Raw genomic sequence first — 25,418 nt, 5'->3', positions numbered from 1 at the left:
CGTCATGACTGTTCACTCACAAGAACAGCCCCCCAAGGCCTCAAAAGCCGGCAGGAACCTACCCGCCGCCATCACCGTCGGCCTCGTGCTGGGCGCTCTGCTGGCGGTGGGTTTGTCTTACCTGCCCATCGTTCTCGTTCTGCTGGCAGCAGCTGCTGTCTCCGTCGGCACCTGGGAGGTCTGCCACGGCCTCAACCAAAAACGGGGCATGGGAATACCTATCGTTCCTGCCGTGGGGACAGCCTTGCTCATGCCCTTCGCCGCCTATTACGGTGGGGGGAGCTGGCTCATCTTTACCGTGGTTGCAGCGATTTTGCTGACCATAGCCTGGCGGGCTGTTGGCCCCAAAGACGGCATGATTATGAGCATCATGGGATCCATCTTTGTCATGTCCTGGGTGCCCTTCATGATTTCCCTGGCCCTCTTGCTCTACCGGGAAGAATCAGGCCCCGGTAAGGTGCTGATGATCCTACTGATGGCCATTGGCAACGATACCTGGGGCTACATTGCAGGCGTCAAATGGGGTAAAACTCCGATGGCGCCCAAGATTAGTCCCAAGAAGACCTGGGAGGGCTTTGCCGGCTCTATGGTCGGCTCCCTGATTGTGGGCACTATCTGCGCTGTAGCAATTGGTGCCCCCTGGTGGCACGGGCTGATCGTTGCTGTCGTCCTCGTCATCGCCTCAACCGCAGGTGACCTGGGCGAATCCATGGTCAAACGCGAAATTGGTATCAAGGACATGTCTCATATTCTGCCCGGCCACGGCGGGGTCATGGACCGCCTTGACTCCATTGTCTTCGCTATCGCCAGCGGCTACGCCGTCTTTGCCCTTCTAGAAGCCCTACCCGCCTAACCGGCCCTCAGGCAGGAGGAAAACCCCTTGTTAAAAGAAATCCCCCACGATATTAAAGACCTAGCCCGGGCGGAGGCCCGCGAGGTCGGCTACTCCGTCGAAGAAGTTGACGCCTACACCACCAGCCTGATGGAGGACTACCAGGTGCTCCTTTCAGGCGCTGACACGTCTAAAATTTCAACGTCCCGGTCAATCCGAGCCAAAATGTTCAATTCGGAGCCGGGGGGCTACGTCCTTGCCGATGTGGACGCCATGATGGAGCGGGTTGAAGACATCTACGCTGAAACTGAACGTGACCTCTACATCGACACTTACGGTGAGGAGATCTGGCTCAAGGCTGTTGCTGAGCTGCGGGACCTCCTTTTGGGCCGCCTCTCCCGGGAGCCGGGGCAGCGTTTCCGCCGCCCTGCCCGCCGCCTGACGAAGGGCTACTATGTGAAGGACGTCGACGCTTTCTGCCGCCGCATGATGCTTCACATGCAGGCCAAGGAGAGGCTTTCTATGGATGATATCCGCCGGACGGTTTTCACCAGTGGAACCGGCTCTATGGCCTACGAAGAGAGCCAGGTGGACGCCTTTATGGACAGGTGCATCGAGTACCTCCAGGACACGGCGTAATAATTACACCTATATTTCACCTTGTCAAAAGCGGGTTATCTGGATTATTTCCAGATAGCCCGCTTTTTCCGTACATTTACTTGTCTATGACTTAGATAACGGTATAGGGTGTGTCTTATTACACAAAGGAGGTAGTGATGGCACACACATCACCTGAATCTCAGTCGCTTCCCATCGACGCGGAGCATGTAGATTTCCGTGCAGCCCAGGTCAGCGACGACTTCAAAGAACTTCGCACAACCCACCGGTCCTTCGTCTTTCCCATGACCCTGGCCTTCCTCGTCTGGTACCTGCTGTATGTGGTGCTGGCTGTCTACGCACCGGGCTTCATGGCCACCAAGGTCTTAGGTGACGTCAACGTCGGTATTATTTTCGGTCTACTTCAGTTCGTGACCACCTTTACCATTACCGGCTGGTACGTCGCCTTTGCAAACCGCAAGCTAGACCCCCGAGCTGAGGGGTTGCGCAACGCTATTGAATCTGGCGCTTACGCCCACCGGCAGGGTAACTAGGGAAGGGGTCAAATAATGAATACACTGTCTACCGCACAGCTACTGGCTGCCGAATCCACCCCTGAAACAGTAGGCACCCCCTGGGTGAACATGGCTGTTTTCGGCGCCTTCGTCCTGGCCACCATGGTGGTGGTTCTCAGGGCCTCTAAAAATAACAAGACCGCCGCAGACTACTACGCAGGTGGCCGCTCTTTCAGTGGCACCCAAAATGGCCTGGCCATTGCGGGTGACTACCTCTCGGCGGCCTCCTTCTTGGGTATCGTTGGCGCTATTGCCCTGCAAGGTTATGACGGCTTCCTCTACTCCATTGGCTTCCTTGTAGCCTGGCTGGTGGCCCTGCTCCTGGTGGCAGAACCCCTGCGGAACACCGGTAAATTCACCATGGCGGACGTCCTTTCCTTCCGCCTGCGCCAGCGGCCCGTCCGTATCGCCGCCTGTATCTCAACCCTGGCAGTCACCCTCTTCTACCTGCTGGCCCAGATGGCTGGCGCCGGTGCGCTGGTCTCCCTGCTCATGGGTATTAGCTCTAAGGCTGGCCAGTCCCTGGTCATTATCATCGTGGGTGTACTTATGATCGTCTACGTTTTGATCGGTGGCATGAAGGGGACGACCTGGGTGCAGATCATCAAGGCAGTTCTGTTGGTCTCCGGCGTAGCAATTATGACCGTATGGATCCTTGCCCTCTACGGCTTCAACTTCTCCGCCGTGCTCGGAGCGGCTGTTGAAACCTCCGGCGGGAACGAGAAGATTCTGGAACCCGGCCTCAGGTACGGTCTGAATGACCTCACCAAACTGGACTTTATCTCCCTGTCCCTGGCCCTGGTTTTCGGCGCTGCTGGCCTGCCCCACGTCCTCATGCGCTTCTACACCGTTCCCACCGCCAAGGAAGCCCGCAAGTCAGTGGTGTGGGCAATCGTCCTCATTGGCCTTTTCTACCTCTTCACCCTGGTGCTCGGCTTCGGTGCGGCCGCCCTGGTTGGCCCTGAAGCTATCAAGGCAGCCCCCGGCGGGGTCAACTCGGCAGCCCCCCTGCTGGCCTTTGAACTGGGTGGATCCCTCTTGATGGGCATTATCGCCGCCGTTGCCTTTGCAACCATTCTGGCAGTGGTTGCGGGTCTGGCGATCACTGCCTCAGCCTCCTTTGCCCATGACATCTACACCAGCGTCATCTGCAAGGGCAATGCTGACCCCGCCAAGGAAATCCGCGTTGCAAAAACCACCGTGGTCGTCATTGGCCTGCTGTCTATTGCTGGCGGTATCGGAGCCCAGGGGCAGAACGTTGCCTTCCTGGTGGCCCTGGCCTTTGCGGTTGCTGCCTCGGCTAACCTTCCCACGATCGTCTACTCCCTCTTCTGGAAGGGCTTCAAGACCCGCGGTGCCCTCTGGTCTATGTATGGCGGTCTTGGCCTGTCTGTCCTGCTGATTATCTTCTCCCCGGTTATGTCCGGGGCAGAAACCTCAATGATTCCTAGCATGGACTTTGCCTGGTTCCCCCTGGCTAACCCCGGTATTGTGACTATTCCTGCAGCCTTCCTGCTCGGCTTCCTGGGCTCCCTCGGTGGAGATTCGGAAGATGAAATCAAGCAGGCTGAGATGGAAGTTCGCTCCCTGACCGGCGTTGGTGCTGAAGGGGCAATTGACCACTAGAGCCTAGAATCTCTGGCGAATGTCTAGACCTTCAGGGTGGCCCTTCTGAGTTGGAGGGGCCACCCTGAAGTTTTTAACATCAAAAAAGTAAGTAGGAGCACTAAAAGATTGCTTACTATCGTCTCATTATTTAGCTATACTGGAAGTCCACTGAATAAATGGGCCTACTAGGGACGGCCCACTCACAACACAAAGGAAATATATGTCAATCATCGGTTGGATTGTCCTCGGCATTATCGCAGGTGCCCTCGCCAAGCTCATCATGCCCGGCAAGCAGGGCGGCGGCATCCTCGTCACCATGGTGCTCGGCATCGTCGGCGCTATGCTCGGTGGCTTCCTCGGTGGTCTGCTCGGTATTAATGGCAGTGTCATCGACGGCATCAACTTCACCAGTTTAGTTACCGCTATTATTGGCTCCCTGATTGTCCTCTTCATCTACGGCAAGGTCACCGCTAATAAGTAAGACCCCCAGCCATGACCCCGGCCCCTCACTCTACAGAGAGGGGCCGGGGTTTTTCGTCCCTACCCTCCGTGGGTAAAAGTACACCGGTGCCTCAAGCAGGTGGGCGGACGTCGGCGGTAGGGTAGTGGGGCACCACCAGAACAGCAGCAGGCAAGGACACCATGCAAAGCATCGCCAGAATCATCAAAGCCACCAGGGAACTGTGGCCCTACTTCATCGGAATCATCATCTGCGCGGTGCTCACCAGCGCAACCTCCCTGCTAGCCCCCTTTATCATCTCCGGTGCCGCCGACACTGTGGTCAACCATCTCAATGGCAGTGCCCCCACCACCGGGGCCACCATAGCCTGGTTCGCCCTGGCCTACCTAGCTGCCCAGCTGGTGAGCGTGCTGACCACCAACATCGGCGGCTATATCGGCGATGTGATGAGCCAGCGCATGCGTACTATTCTGTCGGTGCGCTACTACGAAAAACTGCTCTCCCTGCCGCTGTCCTATTTCGACACCGAGCTCACCGGCACCATTATCGCCCGTCTCAACCGCTCAATCACCGAAGTCACCAACTTCGTCAAAACCATGAGCAACACCTTTATCTCCCTGGTGCTCACCACCGTGTCGGTGATCGTGATTAGCTCCCTCTACTACTGGCCCTTGGGGCTCCTACTTATCATTATCTTCCCCGTCTACTTCTGGCTCACCAGCAAGACCAGCGAAAAATGGCAGGTCTGGGAAGGGGAGAAGAACGAGAACATCGATATCGCCTCGGGCCGCTTTGCTGAGGTGATCGGCCAGATTCGCGTGGTTAAATCCTTTGGTCGCGAGCGCCGGGAACTTAGCGACTTCGGCACCCGCTTTGAGAAAACTATCGGGCTCACCCGGGCCCAGTCCAAGTTCTGGCATTCTATGGACGTTGCCCGCCTCTCCTTCCTCAACCTGATTTTCTTCGCCCTTTATTTGCTGATTTTCCTCAAGACCCTGACCGGGGACTTCACTATCGGCGACATGGTTCTTCTCATTCAGCTGCTGGCTATGGCCGTTGCCCCCATTAACTCCCTCTCCTGGATTGTTGATACCGCCCAGCGGGCAATTACCGGGTCCAAGGATTACTTCGAGGTCATGGAACGCCAGGCGGACGCCCGCGCCCTGGCCTTGACCGCCGGGGCCGGGGCGGGACGTCCTGCCTCTGCGACCGGGGGCCAGGCACCTGTGAAGCTGGCAGCCCAGCCCGGGGAAGCCCTCGTCCGTTTTGAGGGTGTAACCTTTGGCTACGAGGGGGAGGCCGATGTGCTGCACGGGATCGATTTGACGATTCAGCGCGGGGAGCGGATCGCCTTTGTGGGTGAGTCCGGCGGCGGTAAATCCACCCTCATGGCCCTGCTTGAAGGGCTCTATGACCCAGGCGAGGGCCGGGTGCTAGTGGACGGTATGGACATCGCCGGTAGTGACCTAGCTAAGGTGCGCTCGCTGATCGGCATGGTCTTCCAGGACGCCTCACTCTTCTCGGGCACCATTGCTGAGAACATCGCTTACGGCCGCCCCGAGGCTACCCGGGAGCAGGTCATCGAGGCCGCGAAGAAGGCCAACGCCCATGACTTTATCTCGAAGTTTGCTGACGGCTACGAGTCTCTGATCGGTGAGCGCGGTCTGAAACTTTCAGGTGGTCAGAAGCAGCGCATTGCGATTGCGCGGGCTATGCTCAAGGACGCCCCGATTCTGATTCTTGACGAGGCGACCAGTGCCCTGGACACCAAGGCTGAGCGGGCGGTGCAGAAGGGGCTGGAAGAACTGATGGAAAACCGCACCTCCCTGATTATTGCCCACCGTCTTTCAACTATTGCCACCGTTGACCGCATTGTTACCCTCAAGGAGGGCCAGATTGACGAGGTAGGCAGCCCGGCTGAGCTGGCGGCCTCGGGCGGTATTTACGCTGAACTGTTGGGTCTGCAGACTGAGGGCGGTAAGGCTAACAAGAAGAAGCTGCAGAGCTTCGATATTGTCGGCTAAGCAGGTAGGTACCATCTAAATAAGAAATGACCACCAACTAGGTGGGTTTTTCGCACTGAGATGGTACCTACCGGGGTGTAAAACTTAAAGGTATGAAGAAAACCACCCTCACCACCCTGGCTGCTGGCTTGGCCGCGGCCACCGCTGGCCATTTCGCCTTTTGGGGCTACCAGCAGTATAAGTACGTCCACCCGGAGCTTTACCACTGGCGCCTCTTCATTGCCCCCCGCCCCGGCTACATGGCCTTGAAAGGACGCTACTCGCGCGAGCCCCGTCGTGCCTTTGAGCCGGTTGCGCCCCCGGCCCCGGGCGTCCGCGTCGAGGTAGTCGACGTTGCCCAACCCGACCTGCCCGGGGGCCTGCCCTGCTTCCTCAACCTGCCCGAGCAGCGCCAGTACGACGGGGCGGTGCTCTGGATCCACGGGGGCGGGCATGTGCTCGGTTCGGCTGGTCCCGACCAGACCAAAGTCTCACAACTGGCAGCTGACCTGGGCGTGCCCGTCCTGTCGGTGGAGTACCGCAATGCCGGTGAAGCCCCCTTCCCCGCTGACCTGGACGACTGCTACGCTGCCCTGCGCTGGCTCCAAACCCAGGCCGAGGGCTACGGAATCAACCCCGCCAAAATTGCGGTAGCTGGTTCCAGCGCTGGTGGGGGCCTGGCTGCCTCCCTGGTGCAAAAAGCCCTGGATACCGGCCACCCGGTGGGCTTCCAGCTGCTGGTCTACCCCATGCTCGATGACCGCACCGACCGCCCCGCCCAAGCAGGGCAGGGCCGCTGGCTCTGGACGGCCCTCGATAACAAGCTGGCCTGGTCAGACTACCTGGGCGGACGGGCGGGCGCAGCTTCCCTGCCCGATTACGCCGCCCCCGCCCGCAGGCAAAATCTTCAGGGCCTGCCTGCGGCCTGGATCGGGGTGGGCGATATTGACCTCTTCTATTCTGAGGACCACTCCTACCACCAGCGCCTGCTGGCAGCCGGGGTCGAATCGACCTTCTACGAGGTTCCCGGTATGTACCATGCTGCCCCCTCCCTCAAACCCCAAGCCCCCGTCATCAGGGACTTCAAGGAGGCCCAACGCTCAGCCCTGCGGGCCTTCTTTGAGGAATAAGAGGCGAAGCCAGCTGGCAGAGCTGTGAGAAAATAGGTGTATGCGATTTGGCTCAACTCAGCGCTTTGGCGCCTCCCGCGATCAACTGACCGACCAGCTAGCAGACTTCCTGAAAGATGGGCGGACGGTTACCCTGCTCGGCTCCACCGGTTCTATTGGCACCCAGGGGGTGCAGGTCATCGACCACCTCAACTCCCTGGCCGGGGCAGTAACCGGTAGCAAGGACGCTCCCGTGCGCGTCCTTGCCCTCTCAGCCGGGTCCCGCTCCCTGCCGCTTCTGGCAGAGCAGGCTGCCCGCCTGCGTCCGCAGCTGGTTGCCACCAGCGGCACTGAGGCGGACGCAACCACCCTCCGCTCCCTCTTGGCTGAGCTAGCACCGGGCTACAGTCCCCAGATTGAGTGGGGGACGGACGCAGCTGCTGCAGCTGCCCGGGCCGGGGCGGACGTCGTCCTCAACGGCATTACCGGCTCTATCGGCCTGGAACCTACCCTGGCTGCCCTGCAGGCCGGTTCCCAGGTGGCCCTGGCCAACAAGGAATCCCTGATTGCCGGTGGTGAGCTGGTCAAGGCTGCCGTGGACGCCTCTGCCTTGGAGCAGCCCATGATTCCGGTGGATTCTGAGCACTCGGCCCTGGCCCAGGCCCTGGCCTCGGGCACCGACCGGGAGATTGACCGGCTGGTGCTCACCGCCTCGGGCGGGCCCTTTAGGGGTATGACCTATGAGCAGCTGCGGGAGGTCACCCCGGCCCAGGCCCTGGCCCACCCCACCTGGGATATGGGCCTGGTGGTGACCACCAACTCGGCTTCAATGGTCAATAAGGCTTTGGAAGTCTTGGAGGCCCACCACCTCTTCGGCATTGATTTGGACCGTATTGACGTCACCGTCCACCGCCAGTCGGTGGTTCACTCTATGGTGCAGTTTGTGGACGGCTCCACCCTGGCACAGGCCTCCCCGCCCACCATGCTGCTGCCCATTGCCCTAGGGCTAACCTGGCCCCACCGGATTCCGGGGATCGCGCAGCCCTGTGACTGGTCGCAGGCCAGCGAGTGGACCTTCGAACCCCTGGATAACAAGGCCTTCCCTGCGGTGGAGATGATTAAGGCAGCTGGCCGCCGGGGTGGCACCTTCCCGGCCGTCTTCAACGCGGCGAATGAGGAGGCGGTAGCTGCCTTCCACGCCGGGGCTATTCGGTTTACCGACATGATTGAGTCAACCGGCCGGGTGCTCGATGAGCACGCTAGTTCTTCGGCCCTGGCTGAGTCTGGCTCCCTGACCTTGGACGCGGTGCTGGAGGCTGAAGCCTGGGCCCGTACCCGCGCCAACCAGATTCTAGGGCAGGCCTAGCCTCTCAGTAAGCACAATAAGGACGCCCCACCCCGGCTCCCTGCCGCACGGCAGAAAAGCGGGAGGGGGCGTCCTTTGTCTGATCAGAACCTAGAAGACGGTGAGGCCGCGGGCCCGGAAGATCTCGCGGGCAGCTTCGGTGGCCTCCTTGCTGGGCGGGTGGACGTCCTTGAGCTTGTAGTCGTAGCCCAGGGACTCCCACTTGTCGGTGCCCATCTGGTGGAAGGGGAGCACCTCAACGCGTTCAACCACATTGCGCCAGCGGCAGACGATATCGGCTACCTTTTCGATATTGTCGGGGTCATCGGTGTAGCCGGGCACCAGCACAAAGCGGATCCAAATCTTCTTGCCCAGGGCTGAGAGCCTGTCGCCAAAGTCGATGGTGGGTTGTAGGGCGCGGCCGGTGAGTTCCCGGTAGACCTCTTCAGACCCTGACTTCACATCGAGTAGCACCAAATCAACGTTGTCGAGGAACTCATCGGAGGCATGGGCCCCGAGAAAACCTGAGGTGTCAATGCAGGTGTGAATCCCCAGCGACTTGGCGCTCATGAGGACATTCTCGGCGAAAGCCCGTTGCATGAGCACTTCTCCGCCTGAGATGGTGATACCGCCGCCGGTGGCTTTAAAGACCTTACGCATGCGCTTGATCTTTTTGATGAGGTCGGCAGCCATGACGGGCTTGCCGTCCTTCATGTTGAAGGTATCGGGGTTGTGGCAGTAGAGGCAGCGCAACGGGCAGCCGTTCATGAAGATGGTCATGCGGGTGCCCGGCCCATCGACGGCTGTCACGAGCTCCCAGGAGTGCACAGACCCTAGCTGGCCTTCGCGCATGAGTTTGAGCTGGGCGCTGCGTTCGAGTTCTGTTAGCTCACCCAGGCCCCAGGTTCCGGCCCCGGAATGCCGGTCCGCCGGCGGAGCAAATGCTAGCTCGCCGGCGGTATCGGTTATCTCGTGAGAGATATCAAGTGACATGAAGAATCACTAGGCTCCGTGGTGGAAGGTGCGGGAGAGTACGTCCAGCTGCTGTTCGCGGGTCAGGCGCACGAAGTTGACGGCGTAGCCTGAGACGCGGACGGTCAGGTTGGGGTACTTGTCGGGGTTCTCCATGGCGTCCTCAAGGGTTTCTCGGTTGAGGACGTTGATGTTGGCGTGGTAGAGGCCCTTGGGTGCGGTCTTGTTGGCGCGGTTTGCCTTCATGGATGCGAGGCGCTCTTCGTAGGTCTTGACGGCCATGATGTTCTCCTTCAGTGGTGAGTTGATTGAAATAGGGCGGCAACCCAGGCTCGCAGCGAAGCTGCTGGCTCGGATAAAGTGAGCGGGTGCGCCAGCACGCAAGAGCGAACGGAATCCGCCGCTAGGCGGGGCGTGAATCGCCTTGTAAGCGAAGCGAACCAGTCGAGAGGGGCGGCAGCGAGCGCGAGCCTGGGGAGCCGTTTTGTAGTTTTAGTCCTCTTCAGGAATAAATCCTGCGTCCAAGATTCCGACCAGGTTGGTGATCTGTTCTTCCTTGGTGCGGCCGAGGGCGGTGGGGGTGATGGTGTTGGTCAGGGAGATGCCGTCGAGGGCGTCTTCGTAGTCCAGTTTGCCGACCGAGAGCATGGAGGCGACCATGCCGTGGGTGTCCATGCCGTTTTCGGGGTTGGCGCCGGGGGAGAAGGGGGTGCCTGCGCGGTGGCCGGAGGGGAAGTTACCGGTTGCCTTGCCGTAGACCACATTGGAGGTGATGGTAAGCACGGACTGGGTGGGGATGGCGTCGCGGTAGAGGGGGATAGCCTTGATTTTCTCCATGACGGTGTGGACGATGGTGGCGGCGATGTCGTCGGCGCGGTCGTCGTCGTTGCCGTAGGCGGGGAAGTCGCCTTCGGTGATGTAGTCAACGATGAGGCCAGTTTCGTCGCGGACGGGGGTTACCTTGGCGTACTTGATGGCTGAGAGGGAGTCGGCGACGATGGAAAGGCCGGCGATGCCGCAGCCCATGGCCCGGATAATGTCGGAGTCGTGCAGGGCCATTTCGATGGACTCGTAGGCGTACTTGTCGTGGCAGTAGTGGATGATGTTGAGGGCTTCGACGTAGGTGGCGATGACCCAGTCGAGCATCTCTTCGTACTTGAGCCAGACTTCGTCGAAGTCGAGGGGGCCGTCGCCCTTGATGGGTTCGTAGCCTTCGACAATCTGCTTGCCGGTCATTTCGTCGCGTCCACCGTTCATGGCGTAGAGCAGGGCTTTGGCGGCGTTGACGCGGGCGCCGAAGAACTGCATCTGCTTGCCGATTTTCATGGGGGAGACGCAGCAGGCGATAGCGACGTCGTCGCCCCACTGTTCACGAATCTGGGGGTCGGATTCGTACTGGATGGAGGAGGTCTCAATGGAGATGGCGGAGCAGAATTCCTTGTAACCGGTGGGGAGGTTTTCGTCCCAGAAGATGGTGATGTTGGGTTCGGGGGCGGGGCCAAGGTTGCGGAGGGTCTGCAGGAGGCGGAAGGAGGTTTTGGTGACCAGGGTGCGGCCGTCGTCGGCGAAGCCACCGTCTGACCAGGTGGCCCAGTAGGGGTCGCCGGAGAAGATCTGGTCGTAGTCGATGGTGCGCAGGAAACGGACGATGCGGAGTTTGATGACGAGGGCGTCAATCATTTCCTGGGCGTCGGTTTCGGTGATGAGGCCGGCGGCCAGGTCGCGTTCGAAGTAGACGTCGAGGAAGCCGGAGAGACGGCCGATGGACATGGCGGCACCGTCCTGGGACTTGACCGAGGCCAGGTAGGCGAAGTAGGTCCACTGCACGGCTTCTTGGGCGGTGCGGGCGGGGTGGGAGATGTCAAAGCCGTAGAGGGCTGCCATCTTCTTGAGGCGCTTGAGGGCCTTAATCTGTTCTGAGTGCTCTTCGCGGAAGCGGGCCCAGTGCTCTGAGAAGCCCTGGTCGCCTACGGCGTGCTTGGCGCGTTCCTTATCGGCGATGAGGTTGTCGACGCCGTAGAGGGCTACGCGGCGGTAGTCGCCGATGATGCGGCCGCGACCGTAGGCATCGGGTAGGCCGGTGATGATGTGGGAGGAGCGGGCTGCGCGGATGCGGGGGGTGTAGATGTCGAAGACGGCGTCGTTGTGGGTTTTGCGGTATTCGGTGAAGATTTTCTTGATGTTTTCATCGGGTTCTTTACCGGCTTCACGGATGGCGGTTTCGACCATACGCCAACCGCCGTTGGGCATCATGGCGCGCTTGAGGGGCACGTCGGTCTGCAGGCCGACGATGACGTTGTCGTCCTCTGAGATGTAGCCTGCGGGGAAGGCGTCGATTTCGGCGGGGGTGTGGGTGTCGACGTCGTAGACCCGCTGCTTGCGTTCGACGGAGAGGTAGTTCTTTTCGAGATGATCCCAGACGCGCAGGGTCTTGTCGGTGGGACCTGCGAGGAAGGCTGCGTCACCTTCGTAGGGGGTGAAGTTGGCGAGGACGAAGCCGCGCACGTCGATGGAATCTTGCCAGGGGCCAGGGGCAAACCCTTCCCAAGCAGCTGCTGAGTGTTCGTTGACGAAAACGCCGGTTGCTGGGGCGGGGGCCTGTACTGTCATGGCTGTGTTCTCCTTGTGGGGTACGGACGGGGCCGTCGGAGGGGCGGCCCGCTCTTGTCTTTTATTTTTCTCCTGCCACCGCCAAAAAGAAAGGTCGCAACCGTCAGGCTGAAAGAGGTTTTTGGGCCTGTCACCTTCGGGTTAACCCCGAAAATTCACGGAACCGGTGGGTCTGACAGTGACGTAGGCACACCAGGGTGTGACTGAAAGAGAAAGAAAAAAGTTCCAACATGACGCAACTATGACGTTAGGGCCCTCCTGACCTAAAAGTTAGGGTGCGAAGCACCCCTAACCCCAGCAAGGATTCAGGTTCTTCGCGTACCCTGGCATAAGACCGTCCTGCCCCCTCACCACGGGGGAATCAGACCAAAACCAGGGGGAAACCAGCCTCGTGACCGTCCTACTTTTCATACTCGGTGTTGCCTTCATGGCGCTCGCTATTGCCTTTTCAATTGCCCTGCACGAGCTGGGCCACCTGGTGCCCGCTAAGCTCTTTGGGGTGCGCGTGCCCCAGTACATGATTGGCTTTGGCAAGACCCTGTTCTCCTGGAGGCGCGGCGAAACCGAGTACGGCTTCAAGGCTCTGCCGCTGGGGGGCTACATCTCCATGATTGGCATGTACCCACCCGGCAAAGATGGTGCGGACGGACGCGCGGGCGGCACCAGCCCCTTGCAGCAGCTGGCGAGGGAGGCCCGGGCAGCGGATGCTGAACGGATCACTGAGGCCGATCGGGGCAGGCTTTTCTACCAGTTGCCGGTCTATAAGCGCATCATCATTATGCTGGGTGGCCCGGCCATGAACCTGCTGATTGGTGTGGTTGCTACCGCTGTGCTCCTGCTGGGCTTTGGCACCTACCAGCCAACAGCCAGCGTCCAGAGTGTTTCCCAGTGCGTGCAGGTGGTGGACGCAACCAACGCTGACACCGCCAACTCCACCGAATGCGGGGCAGAAGACCCCCAGGCCCCGGCTAACCTAGCCGGGCTGCAGCCGGGCGACACCATCATCTCCTTTGCCGGGCAGGCCGTTACCGGCTGGGACCAGCTCACCGAACTCATCCGCGCGAATGCTGATACCGAGGTTCCCCTGACCGTCGAACGCAACGGCCTGAACCTTGACCTCACCATCACCCCCATGCTGACGGTGCGCCCCGTCTACGACGAACTTACCGGCACCTATGTTAAGAACGAGGACGGCTCCTACCAGACCCAGGAAGTCGGCTTTATCGGGATCAGCCCCACCACCGAACTTACCCCGGGTACGGTGGGGGAGGTGCTGCCAACGGTTGGCCAGTCCCTCGAACGTATTGGGGCGACCCTGGTGAAGCTGCCAGTGCGGGTTTACGGGGTCGCTGAAACCCTGATTACCAACGGGGAGAGGGACGTCGACAGCCCGGTTTCTGTGGTGGGTGTGGGCCGGATTGCCGGTGAGATTGCAGCCCATGATGAGATTATTCTGCGCGATAAGGCCGCAACCTTGGTGTCCCTGGTGGCCCAGATGAACCTCATGCTTTTTGCCTTCAACCTGATTCCCCTGCTGCCCCTGGACGGTGGGCACGTGCTGGGGGCCCTGTGGGAGGGCTTCCGCCGCAAGACCGCCAAGCTACTCGGACGACCCGACCCCGGCCCCTTCGACCCCGTCAAGCTCCTGCCCCTGACCTACCTGGTCGCCGGTGCTTTCTTGCTGATGACCGTGATTCTGGTGGCTGCTGATATCTTCAAGCCGGTGAGCGTCTTGTAAAACCAGGCCGGACGCCCGTAAAACTAGGCCGGACGCCCGGGGCAGGGCGGCGGGCAAGGCAGCGAGAAAGACATGGGTGGGGTGGGCAGAATGCCCCCTTCACCGACAACCGCACTTGCTCCTCGGCTGGGGGCTCGCGGTATCTTGACGCCAGCCTCGCAAGCTCGGCTGATTCCCGAGGGTTTCTTTTCGCTACGCGGAACCCCTCGCTCATCCGATCCAGTCGGCTTTCAGGGGGCATACCTGCCCCACCACTTGTTCATGTAATTCACGGTGACTTTTCGGAACCTGCTGGGTGTGGGAATGTTCAGTCGGATTCAGCCCTCGGCGCTCGCACTTGAAAAAAATGACCGCGCGACATACAGTTGGTAGTGCGGATCCCCTCTCCCGTACGTGGAGAATCAGGGGATCTAGCTGTTTAATGCTTTGGCCAATGGACAGGGGATCTTCTTGGGTCTCTTACCGCTAAATAGTCTTGATACCAGTTCCAGGCAAACTCTTGACTTTTATGCCGGTTGATAGCGCTGTACGCACTCCAGGCTACTAGGTCAGCCATCTGAATCAGTTGAGAGTCCTTGGAGCTCAGCATTACTGGATCTTCGATGATGTTTCTTTCCTGGAGCTTCAGCTCTCTATGTATGTGGCGATACATATCATCTTCACCATCTAGGTAGATTTGCCCAAGTGAATTACCAATCTTTAGCTGACTATCAATGTCTGCCACAAGTAGTCTGTACAGTTCAGTTCTAGTTTGGGCAAAATCTTCTGGGTTCCCTTGCTGATAACACGCTCCTACGCGAATGCCGCGGATGCTAGAAATTTGTTGCAGACATTCTTGAGCAATGAACTTTCCGAAGTCTTTTTTGTAGGGGGTTCCATCAGGTCCCCGAAACTCGTCGGGAAACTTTTTCGATAGGTCACCACGACCGTTAGCGAATTCAGTGGTGTGGAGTTCCTTATCTACAGGAATCTTGTACTGACGCCAAAGACGTTTTCTAAAGTCCAACCAGGCCCTCATCACAGCACGCCACTCATGCTGTGGAAACTCGATCCAGCCATATACAACCAACCCAGACTGTGGGCGCCCAGAGTCGTCGATATATATCATTTTCGTCTCAGATCCAGCGTGCAAAGCACCTCCATCAAAAATCAAAGATATATCTTGCACTACCATACATTAGAACTTGTGTTCGAATAATATGGTTTGCTTTCTAGAACATGATTCCAACTGGGAGCGACCTCCCTGCCGCTCTTACGCATGTGCCGTCTCTCTAGCTGTGCGCTTTACCTCAACCGCTCTTTGAGCTGAAGCGTGGCACAATAGATAGGTGAAGAGGTGCGCGATCACCGCACCAAGAAGAACCCTTGGAGGAAGTTTTGACCTCGGTCGCCCTTGGAATGCCCGCCGCTCCGCCCCCCGTCCTTGCCCCCCGACGCAAGACCCGCCAATTCACGGTAGGCTCCGTGGGAGTCGGATCAGAATCCCCCATCTCGGTGCAGTCCATGACCACCACCAAAACCCATGACATCGGCGCCACCCTCCAGCAAATCGCTGAGCTCACCGCCGCCGGCTGCGATATCGTGCGCGTTGCCTGCCCCACCGATAAGGACGCAGAAGCCCTGCCCATTATCGCCAAGCAGTCCCAGATTCCCGTCATCGCTGACATCCACTTCCAGCCCAAGTACGTCTTTGCCGCTATCGAAGCAGGCTGCGGGGCTGTGCGCGTGAACCCCGGCAATATCCGCAAGTTCGACGACCAGGTCAAGGAAATCGCAGCTGCCGCTAAGGACCACGGCACCTCCATCCGTATTGGCGTGAACGCCGGATCCCTCGATAAGCGCCTGCTGGAAAAGTACGGCAAGGCCACCCCTGAGGCCCTGGTTGAGTCAGCTGTCTGGGAAGCCTCCCTCTTTGAAGAGCACGGTTTCCAGGACTTCAAGATTTCGGTCAAGCACAATGACCCCGTCATCATGGTTGAGGCCTACCGCCAGCTAGCTGCTGCCGGGGATTGGCCCCTGCACCTGGGCGTCACCGAAGCAGGCCCTGCCTTCCAGGGCACCATCAAGTCAGCTACCGCCTTCGGTGCCCTGCTCTCAGAGGGTATTGGCGATACCATTCGCGTCTCCCTCTCCGCTCCTCCGGTGGAAGAGGTGAAGGTCGGTTCCCAGATTCTTGAGTCCCTGAACCTGCGCCCCCGCAAGCTCGATATTGTTTCCTGCCCCTCCTGCGGCCGCGCCCAGGTGAACGTGTGGGAACTGGCAGAAAACGTCACCAAGGGCCTGGAGGGCATGAAGGTGCCCCTGCGCGTAGCCGTCATGGGCTGCGTCGTCAACGGCCCCGGCGAAGCCCGCGAGGCCGACCTGGGTGTAGCATCAGGCAACGGTAAGGGCCAGATCTTCGTCAAGGGCGAGGTCATCAAGACCGTCCCCGAAGAAGACATCGTGCAAACCCTGATTGAAGAGGCCAACCGGATCGCCCGCGAAATGGAAGAACGCGGCGAAATCGATCTCTCCGGTGAACCCACCGTCACCGTCGCCGGCTAAGCCCACCTCAGAAAGCCCACCGTGTCCGTGCTCAACCGTTTCTCGCGCGGGGCAGAAGATGCCCTGATTCGCCCGCTCACCCTCGATGACCGGGCCGAGCTAGAAACCATGATCAGCGCAGACCCGGTGGGCTTACTCTATGCAGCTGAGCACCTCCACCACTTCGGCCTACCTGCCACCAGCACCCTGGCCGGACTCAAAGCCCCGCACGGCTTTATGGGCATCTTCGCTCCCGCAGGCACCCAGCCGGTAGGGGAGAGCGGGCAGGACGGACCCGACCCGGCTTCTCGCAGAGACCAGCTCCCCGCCCGGATCCGAAGCACCGTCGATACCCTCCTCACCAAAACCAGCGTCCTCACCGGCAAGGCAGCCGGAGCCCACTTCGCCGAGCCTGCCCTCCCCGGCCTGCCCGAAACCCTCACCAGCACACCGGGTTACCGGCGGTCAGATACCCGCTACACCCTCGTCGGCGCTTTCTGGCTCGGAGCCAATTGCGTCCCCATCAGTCTGCCAGCGGCCTACTACCGGCAGGTAGCTATCTACATCCGCAAACACAACCGCCGTATCGGCTCTATCTTCGGCGCTCAAGAAGCTGTCATGGGCATCTGGGAACATCTGGCCCCGCGCATGAACCCAGCCTTTGACGTCCGCGATACCCAGCCCCTGCTCGAACTACCTGCCCAGGTAGATTTAGCCCCGCTTGCCTCCGCCCCGCTGGTCCGCCCGAATCTCGGTGCTCCCCCCATTCTGGAACCGGTGCGCTGGGCCCGCACCGACGATCGACCCAGCCTGATGCGGGCCTCCGTTGCCATGTTTACCGAAGAAGTTGGCTACGATCCGATGACCCGCGACCCGGCAGGATACTCCCGCCGGATCGACGAGCTGATCCGAACTGGCCGGACCGTCGTTGCCGTCAACTCAGAAAATATCGTCATTTTTAAGACCGATATCGGACTAGCCCACGAAACCATCTGCCAGCTCCAAGGGGTCTGGTTGCACCCTGCCTACCGGGGGCAGAAGCTCGCTACAGTTCTATTGGCCCAAGCCTGCCAGCTGATCCGGCAGCGCTTCCCCCACCTGACCCTCTACGTCAATGACTACAACGCCCCGGCCCGGGCCCTCTACCAAGCGACCGGCTGGCAGCGTGTTGGTACCTTCGCAACTATTTTGTTGTAGGGGCTAACCAGTCCGGGGCTTGTCCCCTAAAGTGCAGTTTTGTGGGGTTAAATGTCCCCCTAATGGGTGGTGCGGCTGGAGGGGATTACCTGATAGTTTTTTAAGGCACACTTTTAACTCTGCTTATCCAACCCGATTCACCGCACTGACGGGGAGCAGATATACCAACCACACATTAGGGAATATTTTGAAGAGCCTTCGCACGCCTCTCGGAGTTACCACCCTCGTCGGTCTTTCAATGGCAGCAGTACCCGCTGCTGTCGCTCAGGACGCTACCCCCGTTGACACCTCAACCGCCATTGGTGCCTACTGGGAGCAGAACAAGGACGTTCTCGGCGCACCCGTAAGCGCAGAGCAGACCTTCGCCAACGGTTCAAAGCAGCAGGTCTTCGAAAGCGGTGTCATTACCTCCGGTAAGTGGGGCGGCGCCCAGGCCATCACCGGCCAGGCTGCTGAAACCTTCCTCAAGGCTGGTGGCGCCGAGAAGTTCGGTAACGCTGAATCAGCCCCCTGGAAGCACGGCTACTGCGGCCTGTCCCTGACCACCCACGACTCCAAGACCCGCTGGCTGGTCGTTCTCGACGAAAAGACCCAGGCTGGTTCCTACATCGACCTGCGCTCAGCCGAAGGTAAGAAGTGGCAGACAGAACGCTCCAAGACCCGCTCCTGCTTCGCCAACAATGCCCAGCTGGACGATGTAGCTCCGGTTGTTGAACAGCCCGTCACCCCCGAACTGCGTGACGGCACCACTCCCGTTGAACAGACCCCCGCCCACATCACCGCAGCAGCCCACAAGATTGCTGATGCCCGCGCCATTGCTGTTGCCAACGGTATCCAGGTTGCCGAACAGGGCCAGGCCCCCCGCGAGGTTACCGAAGACCTGGTTGCCCAGGATTTTGGCAACAACATCTCAGGCCTCTACAGCAAGGGCCAGGACCGCGCCCTGCTGGTTAACACCAACGCCCTCAAGGTCTACCTGACCAAGCCTGCTGCCTACGGCTCCTACCTCTACATGAACGAGTTCGTAGAGAACCGGGCCACCGGCGCAACCGAACTGCGGGCCCTCTTCTACAACACCGCAGCCACCCAGTGCTCAACCCCCGAAACCTGGGACGACCACGGGTATGCCCTCTACGCAACTAACGACGGCAAGGCCGTCATGTCCCAGTACTACGTCCAGTTCGACGATTTCGGAACCTGCATCAACTACGAAAGCCAGGTCACCGCGTCCCCCGTCTCCTGGGCAGAAGGTATGCTAGACCGCACCGCCCAGGGTACTGAAATCGATGCCAGCTACGACTGGTCCACCGCTAAGTTCATCCCCCTGCAGCAGGTACTTGAACTGCGGGTTGACACCAACAAGGTGGTCTACATCAAGGCTGATGAAGCAGGAAAGCCCCTGGCAGGTGCCAAGCCCGTTGAATCTTCAGCCCTGACCCAGGCCCTGAACCTGGCTGACCGGGGTCGCTTCTCCTCTTACAACGACTGGGCCACCGGTGGCAACTGGAACATCTGGAGCGAAATGACCATGCTGGGCGCTCCTGTTGCAGCAGCCACTGAGTCCACCGCCAACGGAACCACCATCGTCACCCAGGCCTTCGAAGGCGGAACCCTGGTCTGGACCAAGGGAACCCCCTACATGAACGCTGAACTCAACGAACTCGGCCAGGCCAAGCTCGCCTGGTACAAGGGACTTGGTATCTAAGACACCAAAGAAGGTGCCCCTCACCACTTCTCCTGTGGTGGGGGGCACCTGCTTATTTAGGGCTCAGTCCCTGTAGGATTGTCCCACCACAACCACAATCACAGACCTTACGCAAAGGACCTTATGAAACGCCTGAGCGCTCCCCTCAAGCTGGCAGCTATCGCCTGTCTGCTCCTGGGCCTGACTCCAGCTGGAGCAACCACCACCCAGCCCGCCGCAGGCGAGCCGACCGTAGAGGTCAGCAACCCCATCGGTTCCTACTGGCAAGACCACCAGGACGAACTGGGCGAACCCGTTACCAACTACGTCAAGTACGATAACGGGGCCTCTGAACAGGTCTTTAGCAAGGCAGTAGTCACCTTTGGCCGGTACGGAGGTATCCAGGTGATCCCCGGTGACCTCGGTGCCGCTTTCATCGAAGCCGGTGGCGCCATGAAGTTCGGCAACGCTGAATCAGAGCCCTTCCCCCACAGCTTCTGTGGCCAGGCCATCACCACCCACAACGGCCGTACCCGCTGGCTGATTATCCTCGATCCTGAGACCCAGCCGGGCACCTACATCAACCTCCGTTCGGACGCTGCCCTCACCTGGCAGGCTGAACGGGAGGCCACCGGGGCCTGCTTCTCCCGGGACGCCCACCTCCAGGTCGGTACCTCCCGCACCATCGCCAACATTGGGGACGCTGAAGAGAAGATGGAAGCTGCCCGCCAGGACGCCGTTGCCCACGGCATCATTGCCCCTGAACCTGACGTCGATAGCCGCCCCTACTGGGCAACCTACAACAGCATTGCCCAGGACTTCGGCAATAACGTCTCAGCCATCTACACCCTGGGCCAGCCCGCAGCCATTGTCGTGAACACCGACGCCCTGGGCCTCTACATGGAATCTCCTGCCAAATACGGCCTGATTGCAACCTCAAACGAATACCCCGTGAATGAGGCAACCGGCGACGTCCGAATCCAGGCTATCTTTTCTGAAACCCAGCCCCTGAGCTGCCTGATGGCCACCCGCTGGGGCGTGCTCCAACGGGGGGCGACCCTCATGAGCTCACCCGGTGACTTTGGTATCGACGAGACCTTCTACACCCGCGGCCTGACCAGTGAAGGCGGGGACGCCTGCTCTATGCGCACCTACCGCCAGAACCAGGTGCTACCCCAGCACTAAAACCTTCCAGCTCGCACGAAGGACCGCCCCGGACTACTCCGCAGGGCGGTCCTGTTGTTTTAATCGCCTACCGACCGCTTGCTCCAGACCCACCGGGTAGGCTCAAGAGGCGCTAAACTGGACTACAAGTATGCCCACCTGTTGTGCACCTGCAACGGGCGGGTCCGTCCTCACCACACAAGAAGCGAGAAACCCCTTGGTTCAGCGTCTATCTACCTTGTTCCTGCGTACCCTGCGCGAAGACCCCGTCGACGCCGAAGTCGCCAGCCACAAACTCCTGGTGCGTGCAGGCTATATCCGCCGCGCAGCTCCTGGCGTCTACACTTGGCTGCCCCTGGGCCTGAAGGTCCTGGGCAAGATCGAGAACATCGTTCGTGAAGAAATGAACGCTATCGGTGCCCAGGAAGTCCACTTCCCGGCCCTGCTGCCCCGTGAACCCTACGAAGCGACCAACCGCTGGAATGAATACGGCGATAACCTCTTCCGTCTCCAGGACCGCAAGGGCGCAGACATGCTGCTGGCCCCCACCCACGAGGAAATGTTTACCCTCCTGGTGAAGGACCTCTACACCTCCTACAAGGACCTGCCGGTCTACCTCTACCAGATTCAGACCAAGTACCGCGACGAGGCCCGCCCCCGTGCGGGCCTGCTGCGCGGCCGCGAGTTCATCATGAAGGACTCCTACTCCTTCAACGTAGACGATGAGGGTCTGGAGGAGGCCTACCAGGCCCACCGCGCCGCCTATATCAAGATCTTCGAGCGCCTGGGCCTTGAGATCGCTATCGTCCAGGCCCAGTCAGGTGCTATGGGTGGCTCCCGCTCCGAAGAGTTCCTGCACCCCACCCCCGTCGGCGAAGACACCTTTGTGCGCTCTGAGGGCGGGTACGCTGCCAACGTTGAGGCTGTGACCACCGTGGTGCCCGAGCCCGTGGACGCTTCGTCCACCCCGGCTGCTCGTGTCGAGCTGACCCCCGACTCACCGACTATCGAAACCCTGGTTGACCAGTCCAATGCCCTGCACCCGCGCGAGGGTGCGCCCTGGACCGCAGCTGACACCCTCAAGAACGTGGTGCTGGCTGTCATCCTTCCCGACGGCACCCGCCAGCTGGTTGCTATCGGTGTACCCGGCGACCGCGCTGTTGATTTGGGCCGCGTTGAGGTCAATGTTGGTGCCCTGCTGGGTGTTGGTGGCGAAGTTGAGGTTGAAGCTGCCAGTGAAGAGGACTTCAAGAAGTTCCCGCAGCTGGTCAAGGGCTACATTGGCCCCGGCCTGACCCTGAGCGAGAAGCTCCTTGGCACCGAATCAGCCACCGGCATCCCTTACTTTGTTGATCCCCGCGTGGTTGAAGGCTCCGCCTGGATTACCGGCGCTAACGAGGACCAGAAGCACGTCTACGACCTGGTACTGGGCCGCGACTTTGAAGCTGACGGCGTGATTGAGGCCTGCGAGGTGCGCGAGGGCGATCCGGCCCCGGACGGCTCCGGCCCCCTGATCGCTGCCCGTGGTATCGAGATGGGCCACATCTTCGCCCTGGGTCGCAAGTACGCAGAAGCCTTAGGGCTAAAGGTCCTGGACCAGAACGGCAAGCTGCAGACCGTCACAATGGGCTCTTACGGTATTGGCGTGACCCGCGCTATGGCTGCAATTGCTGAAGGCAACCACGACGATAAGGGCCTGATCTGGCCCCGTAACCTGGCCCCGGCTGACGTCCATGTGGTGATGACCGGTAAGGGCGATGAGGTTGCAGAGGGCGCCGAGAAGCTGGTTGCTGATCTTGAAGCAGCCGGTCTGGACGTCATGTTCGATGACCGCCCCAAGGTCTCTCCCGGTGTGAAGTTCGGCGATGCCGAATTGCTGGGTGTGCCCACTATTGTGGTGGTTGGCCGAGGCTTTGCCAACGGCTTGGTCGAAATTAAGGACCGCCGCAGCGGTGAGGCCCGCGAGGTTGCCCTTGAGGACGCCGTAGCCGAGCTGCTGGCTGAAGTTCAGCGCTAAGCACCCCGGGTAGGTACCATCTGAGTCAAAAAAGACCACGAACTAGCTGGTCTTTTCCGACTTAGGTGGTACCTTCTGCTTTAACCGCACTCGTCAGCAAACTGGGGTCCGATAAACTGGGCACCTTCTAGCGGGGGAGCTGCTGGACATCGAGTGCCAGAATGAGGGCCAGGGCCTCAAGATCATCTGCTGCAGGGGCAAGAGCCTGGTCTGCCAGAACAGCCCGCGCGTTTGCCTCAAGAGCCGCGGTGAACTCAGAGATCTGCTGGGAGGCGCTCGCTGCGTCTTCGACAGGGTAGGACGCTGCCGGCGCCTCAAGCACCCCGTAGCAGGTGAAGAGGGGGGTGGCCAGGTGCTCCATAGCGGTCGTAGCCTCTGCTAACTGACCGGCCTGGGCTGCGACGTCCGCATAGCCCTGGTCTGCCCGGGCAGCATACACTTCGCTGACGTAGTTGAGCTGGTAGATGCTCTGCTGGAAGGGAAGGAGGGAGGCAGGTTGGGCGACCTGCTCACCGGCTGCTGAGGTAGTTTCTTCGAGGGGGAGCTTCTCACTGCTACAGCTGAAGTTTCTGATTCTCTCTACCTCATCGGAGAGGGCATCGGGGTAGGCCTGCTCGGTAAGACCGCCCTGGTGGGCAGCCTGCCATAGGTCGATGACGGCGGTGAGGGCGCGGGCCCGATCCCCGGCGTCCTGGGTTGAAAAACCTACCTCAAGCAGGGCGGAGGCTGTGCTCTGTAATTGCTGCTCAACCGGCTCAAACTCCGTCACCGTCACCTCCTGGGCTGCAGTGGCAAGAGACTCCAGAGCGCCCTGGGCAGCCTGGCTGAGCTCAGCCTGACCAGCTTCATCGGCAGCCAAGTGCAGGGCCGTTAGCTGGGCGGCCATCGTGCTCTGGTCAAGAAGGTCAGCCCGTACCTGCTCCGTTTTGCGCTGCGACAGAAAGCCCACAGCAAGGAGGGCTACCAGGAGGCCAGCGAAAAGAAGCGCCAGGAAAACCGGGGCCAGACGGACAGAGCGATTCATCGGGAGAAACCTTCCACACTACACAGACGGGCCATGAGCCCACCTCCCATTGTGCCAAAAAGTCCGCGCCTCCGCCCGCCCCTAGCGATTTTTCGGCGGCCGGGCCAGAGGCAGGTGTTAGGCTTGAAGGAGTTTACTTGCCCCTCACACTTCAGGAGTTACGCCCGATGGCATCACCCAAAGCCAGCAAAAAGGACGCCCCCAACGCCCGCGAACGCCGGGCCGCTGCCCGCGCTGAGCAGGGAATCACCCAGAAGGCTCCCGCAGGGAGCTTTGTGAGCGTCGAAGGCGTGCGCGAGGCCGTCAACCAGGTGGTGGAGCAGGAGTTCAAGCTGGTGCTGGAGAAGCTGACCGCCAAGGGTAGCGGGGCGAACCGCACCCTGGAAATTGTGGTTGACTACCCCGAAGACCGCACCGACGCCCTGTCCCTGGACACCATCGCTGAGGTATCCCAGGCCCTATCTGCTGCCCTGGATCAGGTAGATGACGGTGAAGTACCCTACTCTCTTGAAGTCTCCTCCCGCGGTGTCACCAGCCCCCTGACCGAAACCCGCCACTGGAAGCGCTCCATTGACCGCCTGATTGAAATTACGGAGACCGGGGGAGACCAGTACCTGGCCCGTCTCGACTTCGTCACCGAGGACGGCCCTGTCGTCCGCCGGAAAAAAGAAACCAAGAAGGGCCAGCCCGAGAGCTACCGCGATGCCGTTACCCTGGAGTGGGCCACAATTTCTTCCGCTAAGGTTGAAATTGAATTCAACCGCTAGCAAGTACTCGCTAGAATAGGAACCAGACCAACTTATCAGCGCGATAAGTAGCACCCTGCAGAGGGTGCACATATACACCACAACGGTGCCGGGGTACCTCAGACCCCGGCACCGTACTACACGAAAAGGGGCCACCATGGACATTGATTTGGGCAACCTTCGCCTGCTCGAAAAAGAGCGCGACATCTCGATCGACACCCTGATCCCGATGATCGAAAGCGCGATCCTGCTGGCCTACCAGAAGCAGCCCGGTGCTATTCGTGGCGCCCGCGCAGAGCTTGACCGCACCACCGGTAAGGTCGCTATCTTCGCCCCCGAACTGGATGAAAACGACGAAGTCATCGGCGAGTTTGACGATACCCCCAATAACTTTGGCCGGATCGCAGCCTCCACTGCCCGCCAGGTCATTCAGCAGCGTCTGCGCGATGCCCAGGATTCAGCCGTCCTCGGTGAATTCAAGGACCGCGAAGGCCAGCTGATCTCCGGCGTCATCCAGCAGGGCCCTAACCCCCGCATGATCCACGTTGATCTCGGCACCCTTGAAGCTGTCCTGCCTACCGCCGAGCAGGTTCCCGGCGAACGCTACAGCCACAACACCCGAATCCGGGCCTACGTCCTTGAAGCCCGCCGCGGCCCCAAGGGCCCCTCAATCGTGCTCTCCCGCTCCCACCCCAACCTGGTCCGTCGCCTCTTTGAGCACGAAGTCCCCGAAATCGCAGATGGCTCCGTTGAAATCATGGCAGTTGCCCGTGAGGCAGGCCACCGCACCAAGATTGCTGTTCGGGCCACCAAGCCCGGGATTAATCCCAAGGGCTCCTGCATCGGTGAAATGGGCTCCCGCGTCCGCGCCGTCATGGGCGAGCTGAACAACGAGAAGATTGACATCGTTGACCACTCAGATGCCCCCGAAGAATTCATCACCGCAGCCCTGTCACCGGCCAAGGTTCGTGAAGTCACCGTCATTGACCGCAAGACTTACTCAGCCCGCGCGATCGTTCCCGACGACCAGCTCTCCCTCGCAATCGGCAAGGAAGGTCAGAACGCCCGCCTGGCCGCTAAGCTCACCGGCTGGCGCATCGACATCATCTCCGAATCAAAGTACAAGGCAGCCATCGCTGCAGCTGAAGAAGCAGCCGCAGCAGCAGGTGAAGCCGACTCTGAATAAGAGAGCTGACTAACATATTTACCGTTAG

Annotated in this window: 21 protein-coding genes; 16 read left to right on the top strand and 5 right to left on the bottom strand. The window is 60.2% G+C overall.

Translation table 11 applies throughout. From position 1 onward, the window contains the following. Nucleotides 1-4 precede the first annotated feature (4 nt). The 8 genes from ACMXX3_RS04035 to dxr all read left to right on the top strand — a co-directional run bounded on the left by ACMXX3_RS04035 (nt 5) and on the right by dxr (nt 8,550). The gene (locus ACMXX3_RS04035; protein ID WP_421083477.1) at nt 5-853 is read left to right on the top strand and encodes a phosphatidate cytidylyltransferase; all 849 of its coding nucleotides are present in this window, start codon (nt 5-7) and stop codon (nt 851-853) included. 27 nt (nt 854-880) lie between these two features. Continuing rightward, nucleotides 881-1,471 (top strand): cell division protein DivIVA, encoded by a 591-nt coding sequence (locus tag ACMXX3_RS04030; RefSeq protein WP_421083476.1) that lies wholly within the window; start codon nt 881-883, stop codon nt 1,469-1,471. A 137-nt stretch (nt 1,472-1,608) separates the two neighbouring features. Further along, nucleotides 1,609-1,983 carry a DUF485 domain-containing protein gene (locus ACMXX3_RS04025; RefSeq protein ID WP_421083475.1) on the top strand — a complete coding sequence of 125 codons (375 nt, stop codon included), beginning with the start codon at nt 1,609-1,611 and terminating at the stop codon, nt 1,981-1,983. 15 nt (nt 1,984-1,998) lie between these two features. After that, nucleotides 1,999-3,630 carry a cation acetate symporter gene (locus ACMXX3_RS04020; RefSeq protein ID WP_421083474.1) on the top strand — a complete coding sequence of 544 codons (1,632 nt, stop codon included), beginning with the start codon at nt 1,999-2,001 and terminating at the stop codon, nt 3,628-3,630. A 202-nt stretch (nt 3,631-3,832) separates the two neighbouring features. Then, nucleotides 3,833-4,093: a GlsB/YeaQ/YmgE family stress response membrane protein gene (locus ACMXX3_RS04015; protein WP_421083473.1), complete on the top strand. Its 261-nt coding sequence runs from the start codon at nt 3,833-3,835 to the stop codon at nt 4,091-4,093. A 161-nt stretch (nt 4,094-4,254) separates the two neighbouring features. Then, nucleotides 4,255-6,096 carry an ABC transporter ATP-binding protein gene (locus ACMXX3_RS04010; RefSeq protein WP_421083472.1) on the top strand — a complete coding sequence of 614 codons (1,842 nt, stop codon included), beginning with the start codon at nt 4,255-4,257 and terminating at the stop codon, nt 6,094-6,096. A 92-nt stretch (nt 6,097-6,188) separates the two neighbouring features. Then, nucleotides 6,189-7,205 carry an alpha/beta hydrolase gene (locus tag ACMXX3_RS04005; RefSeq protein ID WP_421083471.1) on the top strand — a complete coding sequence of 339 codons (1,017 nt, stop codon included), beginning with the start codon at nt 6,189-6,191 and terminating at the stop codon, nt 7,203-7,205. Between the two features lie 40 nt (nt 7,206-7,245). Next, entirely contained in the window at nt 7,246-8,550 is a 1,305-nt protein-coding gene (gene dxr, locus ACMXX3_RS04000) for a 1-deoxy-D-xylulose-5-phosphate reductoisomerase (protein ID WP_421083470.1), read from the top strand. Between the two features lie 90 nt (nt 8,551-8,640). On the opposite strand, the gene pflA is transcribed toward dxr, so the two are convergent. From pflA to ACMXX3_RS03985, 3 genes are all read right to left on the bottom strand, one after another. Further along, nucleotides 8,641-9,522: a pyruvate formate-lyase-activating protein gene (pflA, locus tag ACMXX3_RS03995; protein ID WP_421083469.1), complete on the bottom strand. Its 882-nt coding sequence runs from the start codon at nt 9,520-9,522 to the stop codon at nt 8,641-8,643. Between the two features lie 9 nt (nt 9,523-9,531). Then, nucleotides 9,532-9,783 carry an autonomous glycyl radical cofactor GrcA2 gene (grcA2, locus tag ACMXX3_RS03990; RefSeq protein ID WP_083093496.1) on the bottom strand — a complete coding sequence of 84 codons (252 nt, stop codon included), beginning with the start codon at nt 9,781-9,783 and terminating at the stop codon, nt 9,532-9,534. A gap of 210 nt (nt 9,784-9,993) precedes the next feature. Beyond that, a complete protein-coding gene (locus ACMXX3_RS03985) occupies nt 9,994-12,111 on the bottom strand; it encodes a pyruvate formate lyase family protein (RefSeq protein ID WP_421083468.1) in 2,118 nt (705 codons plus the stop codon). A gap of 427 nt (nt 12,112-12,538) precedes the next feature. On the opposite strand from ACMXX3_RS03985, the gene ACMXX3_RS03980 reads away from it, so the two are divergent. Further along, nucleotides 12,539-13,849: a M50 family metallopeptidase gene (locus ACMXX3_RS03980; protein ID WP_421083586.1), complete on the top strand. Its 1,311-nt coding sequence runs from the start codon at nt 12,539-12,541 to the stop codon at nt 13,847-13,849. A 418-nt stretch (nt 13,850-14,267) separates the two neighbouring features. Here the strand turns inward: ACMXX3_RS03980 and ACMXX3_RS03975 are convergent, their stop codons facing one another. Continuing rightward, entirely contained in the window at nt 14,268-15,023 is a 756-nt protein-coding gene (locus tag ACMXX3_RS03975) for a DUF3800 domain-containing protein (RefSeq protein WP_421083467.1), read from the bottom strand. A 203-nt stretch (nt 15,024-15,226) separates the two neighbouring features. Here ACMXX3_RS03975 and ispG point away from each other — a divergent pair, with 203 nt between their 5' ends. The 5 genes from ispG (at nt 15,227) to ACMXX3_RS03950 (ending at nt 22,434) form a co-directional block, all read left to right on the top strand. Continuing rightward, nucleotides 15,227-16,393, top strand: a complete 1,167-nt coding sequence (gene ispG, locus ACMXX3_RS03970; protein WP_421083585.1) for a flavodoxin-dependent (E)-4-hydroxy-3-methylbut-2-enyl-diphosphate synthase — start codon at nt 15,227-15,229, stop codon at nt 16,391-16,393. Between the two features lie 21 nt (nt 16,394-16,414). After that, nucleotides 16,415-17,569 (top strand): GNAT family N-acetyltransferase, encoded by a 1,155-nt coding sequence (locus tag ACMXX3_RS03965; protein WP_421083466.1) that lies wholly within the window; start codon nt 16,415-16,417, stop codon nt 17,567-17,569. Nucleotides 17,570-17,756: 187 nt separating this feature from the next. Next, nucleotides 17,757-19,274: a hypothetical protein gene (locus ACMXX3_RS03960; RefSeq protein WP_421083465.1), complete on the top strand. Its 1,518-nt coding sequence runs from the start codon at nt 17,757-17,759 to the stop codon at nt 19,272-19,274. Nucleotides 19,275-19,397: 123 nt separating this feature from the next. Next, the gene (locus ACMXX3_RS03955; RefSeq protein ID WP_421083464.1) at nt 19,398-20,438 is read left to right on the top strand and encodes a hypothetical protein; all 1,041 of its coding nucleotides are present in this window, start codon (nt 19,398-19,400) and stop codon (nt 20,436-20,438) included. A gap of 196 nt (nt 20,439-20,634) precedes the next feature. Continuing rightward, complete coding sequence (locus tag ACMXX3_RS03950; protein ID WP_421083463.1) at nt 20,635-22,434, top strand: proline--tRNA ligase; 1,800 nt, start codon at nt 20,635-20,637, stop codon at nt 22,432-22,434. A 127-nt stretch (nt 22,435-22,561) separates the two neighbouring features. Here the strand turns inward: ACMXX3_RS03950 and ACMXX3_RS03945 are convergent, their stop codons facing one another. Then, entirely contained in the window at nt 22,562-23,458 is an 897-nt protein-coding gene (locus ACMXX3_RS03945; protein ID WP_421083462.1) for a hypothetical protein, read from the bottom strand. Between the two features lie 167 nt (nt 23,459-23,625). On the opposite strand from ACMXX3_RS03945, the gene rimP reads away from it, so the two are divergent. Both rimP and nusA read left to right on the top strand, forming a co-directional pair. After that, entirely contained in the window at nt 23,626-24,225 is a 600-nt protein-coding gene (rimP, locus tag ACMXX3_RS03940; protein WP_421083461.1) for a ribosome maturation factor RimP, read from the top strand. 136 nt (nt 24,226-24,361) lie between these two features. Further along, the gene (nusA, locus tag ACMXX3_RS03935; protein ID WP_421083460.1) at nt 24,362-25,390 is read left to right on the top strand and encodes a transcription termination factor NusA; all 1,029 of its coding nucleotides are present in this window, start codon (nt 24,362-24,364) and stop codon (nt 25,388-25,390) included. Nucleotides 25,391-25,418 lie beyond the last annotated feature (28 nt).

This window comes from Rothia nasimurium (assembly GCF_049068285.1).
Lineage (GTDB): Bacteria > Actinomycetota > Actinomycetes > Actinomycetales > Micrococcaceae > Rothia > Rothia nasimurium_I.
The sequence above is the reverse complement of the archived record's forward strand: the minus strand, read 5'-3'. Positions and strand labels throughout refer to the sequence as shown.

Bases quoted from the DNA above. Each gene is read 5' to 3' on its own strand.
- ACMXX3_RS04035 (WP_421083477.1), top strand. From the start codon at position 5: ATGACTGTTCACTCACAAGAACAGCCCCCCAAGGCCTCAAAAGCCGGC.
- ACMXX3_RS04025 (WP_421083475.1), top strand. From the start codon at position 1,609: ATGGCACACACATCACCTGAATCTCAGTCGCTTCCCATCGACGCGGAG.
- ACMXX3_RS04020 (WP_421083474.1), top strand. From the start codon at position 1,999: ATGAATACACTGTCTACCGCACAGCTACTGGCTGCCGAATCCACCCCT.
- ACMXX3_RS04015 (WP_421083473.1), top strand. From the start codon at position 3,833: ATGTCAATCATCGGTTGGATTGTCCTCGGCATTATCGCAGGTGCCCTC.
- ACMXX3_RS04010 (WP_421083472.1), top strand. From the start codon at position 4,255: ATGCAAAGCATCGCCAGAATCATCAAAGCCACCAGGGAACTGTGGCCC.
- ACMXX3_RS04005 (WP_421083471.1), top strand. From the start codon at position 6,189: ATGAAGAAAACCACCCTCACCACCCTGGCTGCTGGCTTGGCCGCGGCC.
- dxr (WP_421083470.1), top strand. From the start codon at position 7,246: ATGCGATTTGGCTCAACTCAGCGCTTTGGCGCCTCCCGCGATCAACTG.
- pflA (WP_421083469.1), bottom strand. From the start codon at position 9,522: ATGTCACTTGATATCTCTCACGAGATAACCGATACCGCCGGCGAGCTA.
- grcA2 (WP_083093496.1), bottom strand. From the start codon at position 9,783: ATGGCCGTCAAGACCTACGAAGAGCGCCTCGCATCCATGAAGGCAAAC.
- ACMXX3_RS03985 (WP_421083468.1), bottom strand. From the start codon at position 12,111: ATGACAGTACAGGCCCCCGCCCCAGCAACCGGCGTTTTCGTCAACGAA.
- ACMXX3_RS03980 (WP_421083586.1), top strand. From the start codon at position 12,539: ATGGCGCTCGCTATTGCCTTTTCAATTGCCCTGCACGAGCTGGGCCAC.
- ACMXX3_RS03975 (WP_421083467.1), bottom strand. From the start codon at position 15,023: ATGGTAGTGCAAGATATATCTTTGATTTTTGATGGAGGTGCTTTGCAC.
- ACMXX3_RS03955 (WP_421083464.1), top strand. From the start codon at position 19,398: ATGAAACGCCTGAGCGCTCCCCTCAAGCTGGCAGCTATCGCCTGTCTG.
- ACMXX3_RS03945 (WP_421083462.1), bottom strand. From the start codon at position 23,458: ATGAATCGCTCTGTCCGTCTGGCCCCGGTTTTCCTGGCGCTTCTTTTC.
- rimP (WP_421083461.1), top strand. From the start codon at position 23,626: ATGGCATCACCCAAAGCCAGCAAAAAGGACGCCCCCAACGCCCGCGAA.
- nusA (WP_421083460.1), top strand. From the start codon at position 24,362: ATGGACATTGATTTGGGCAACCTTCGCCTGCTCGAAAAAGAGCGCGAC.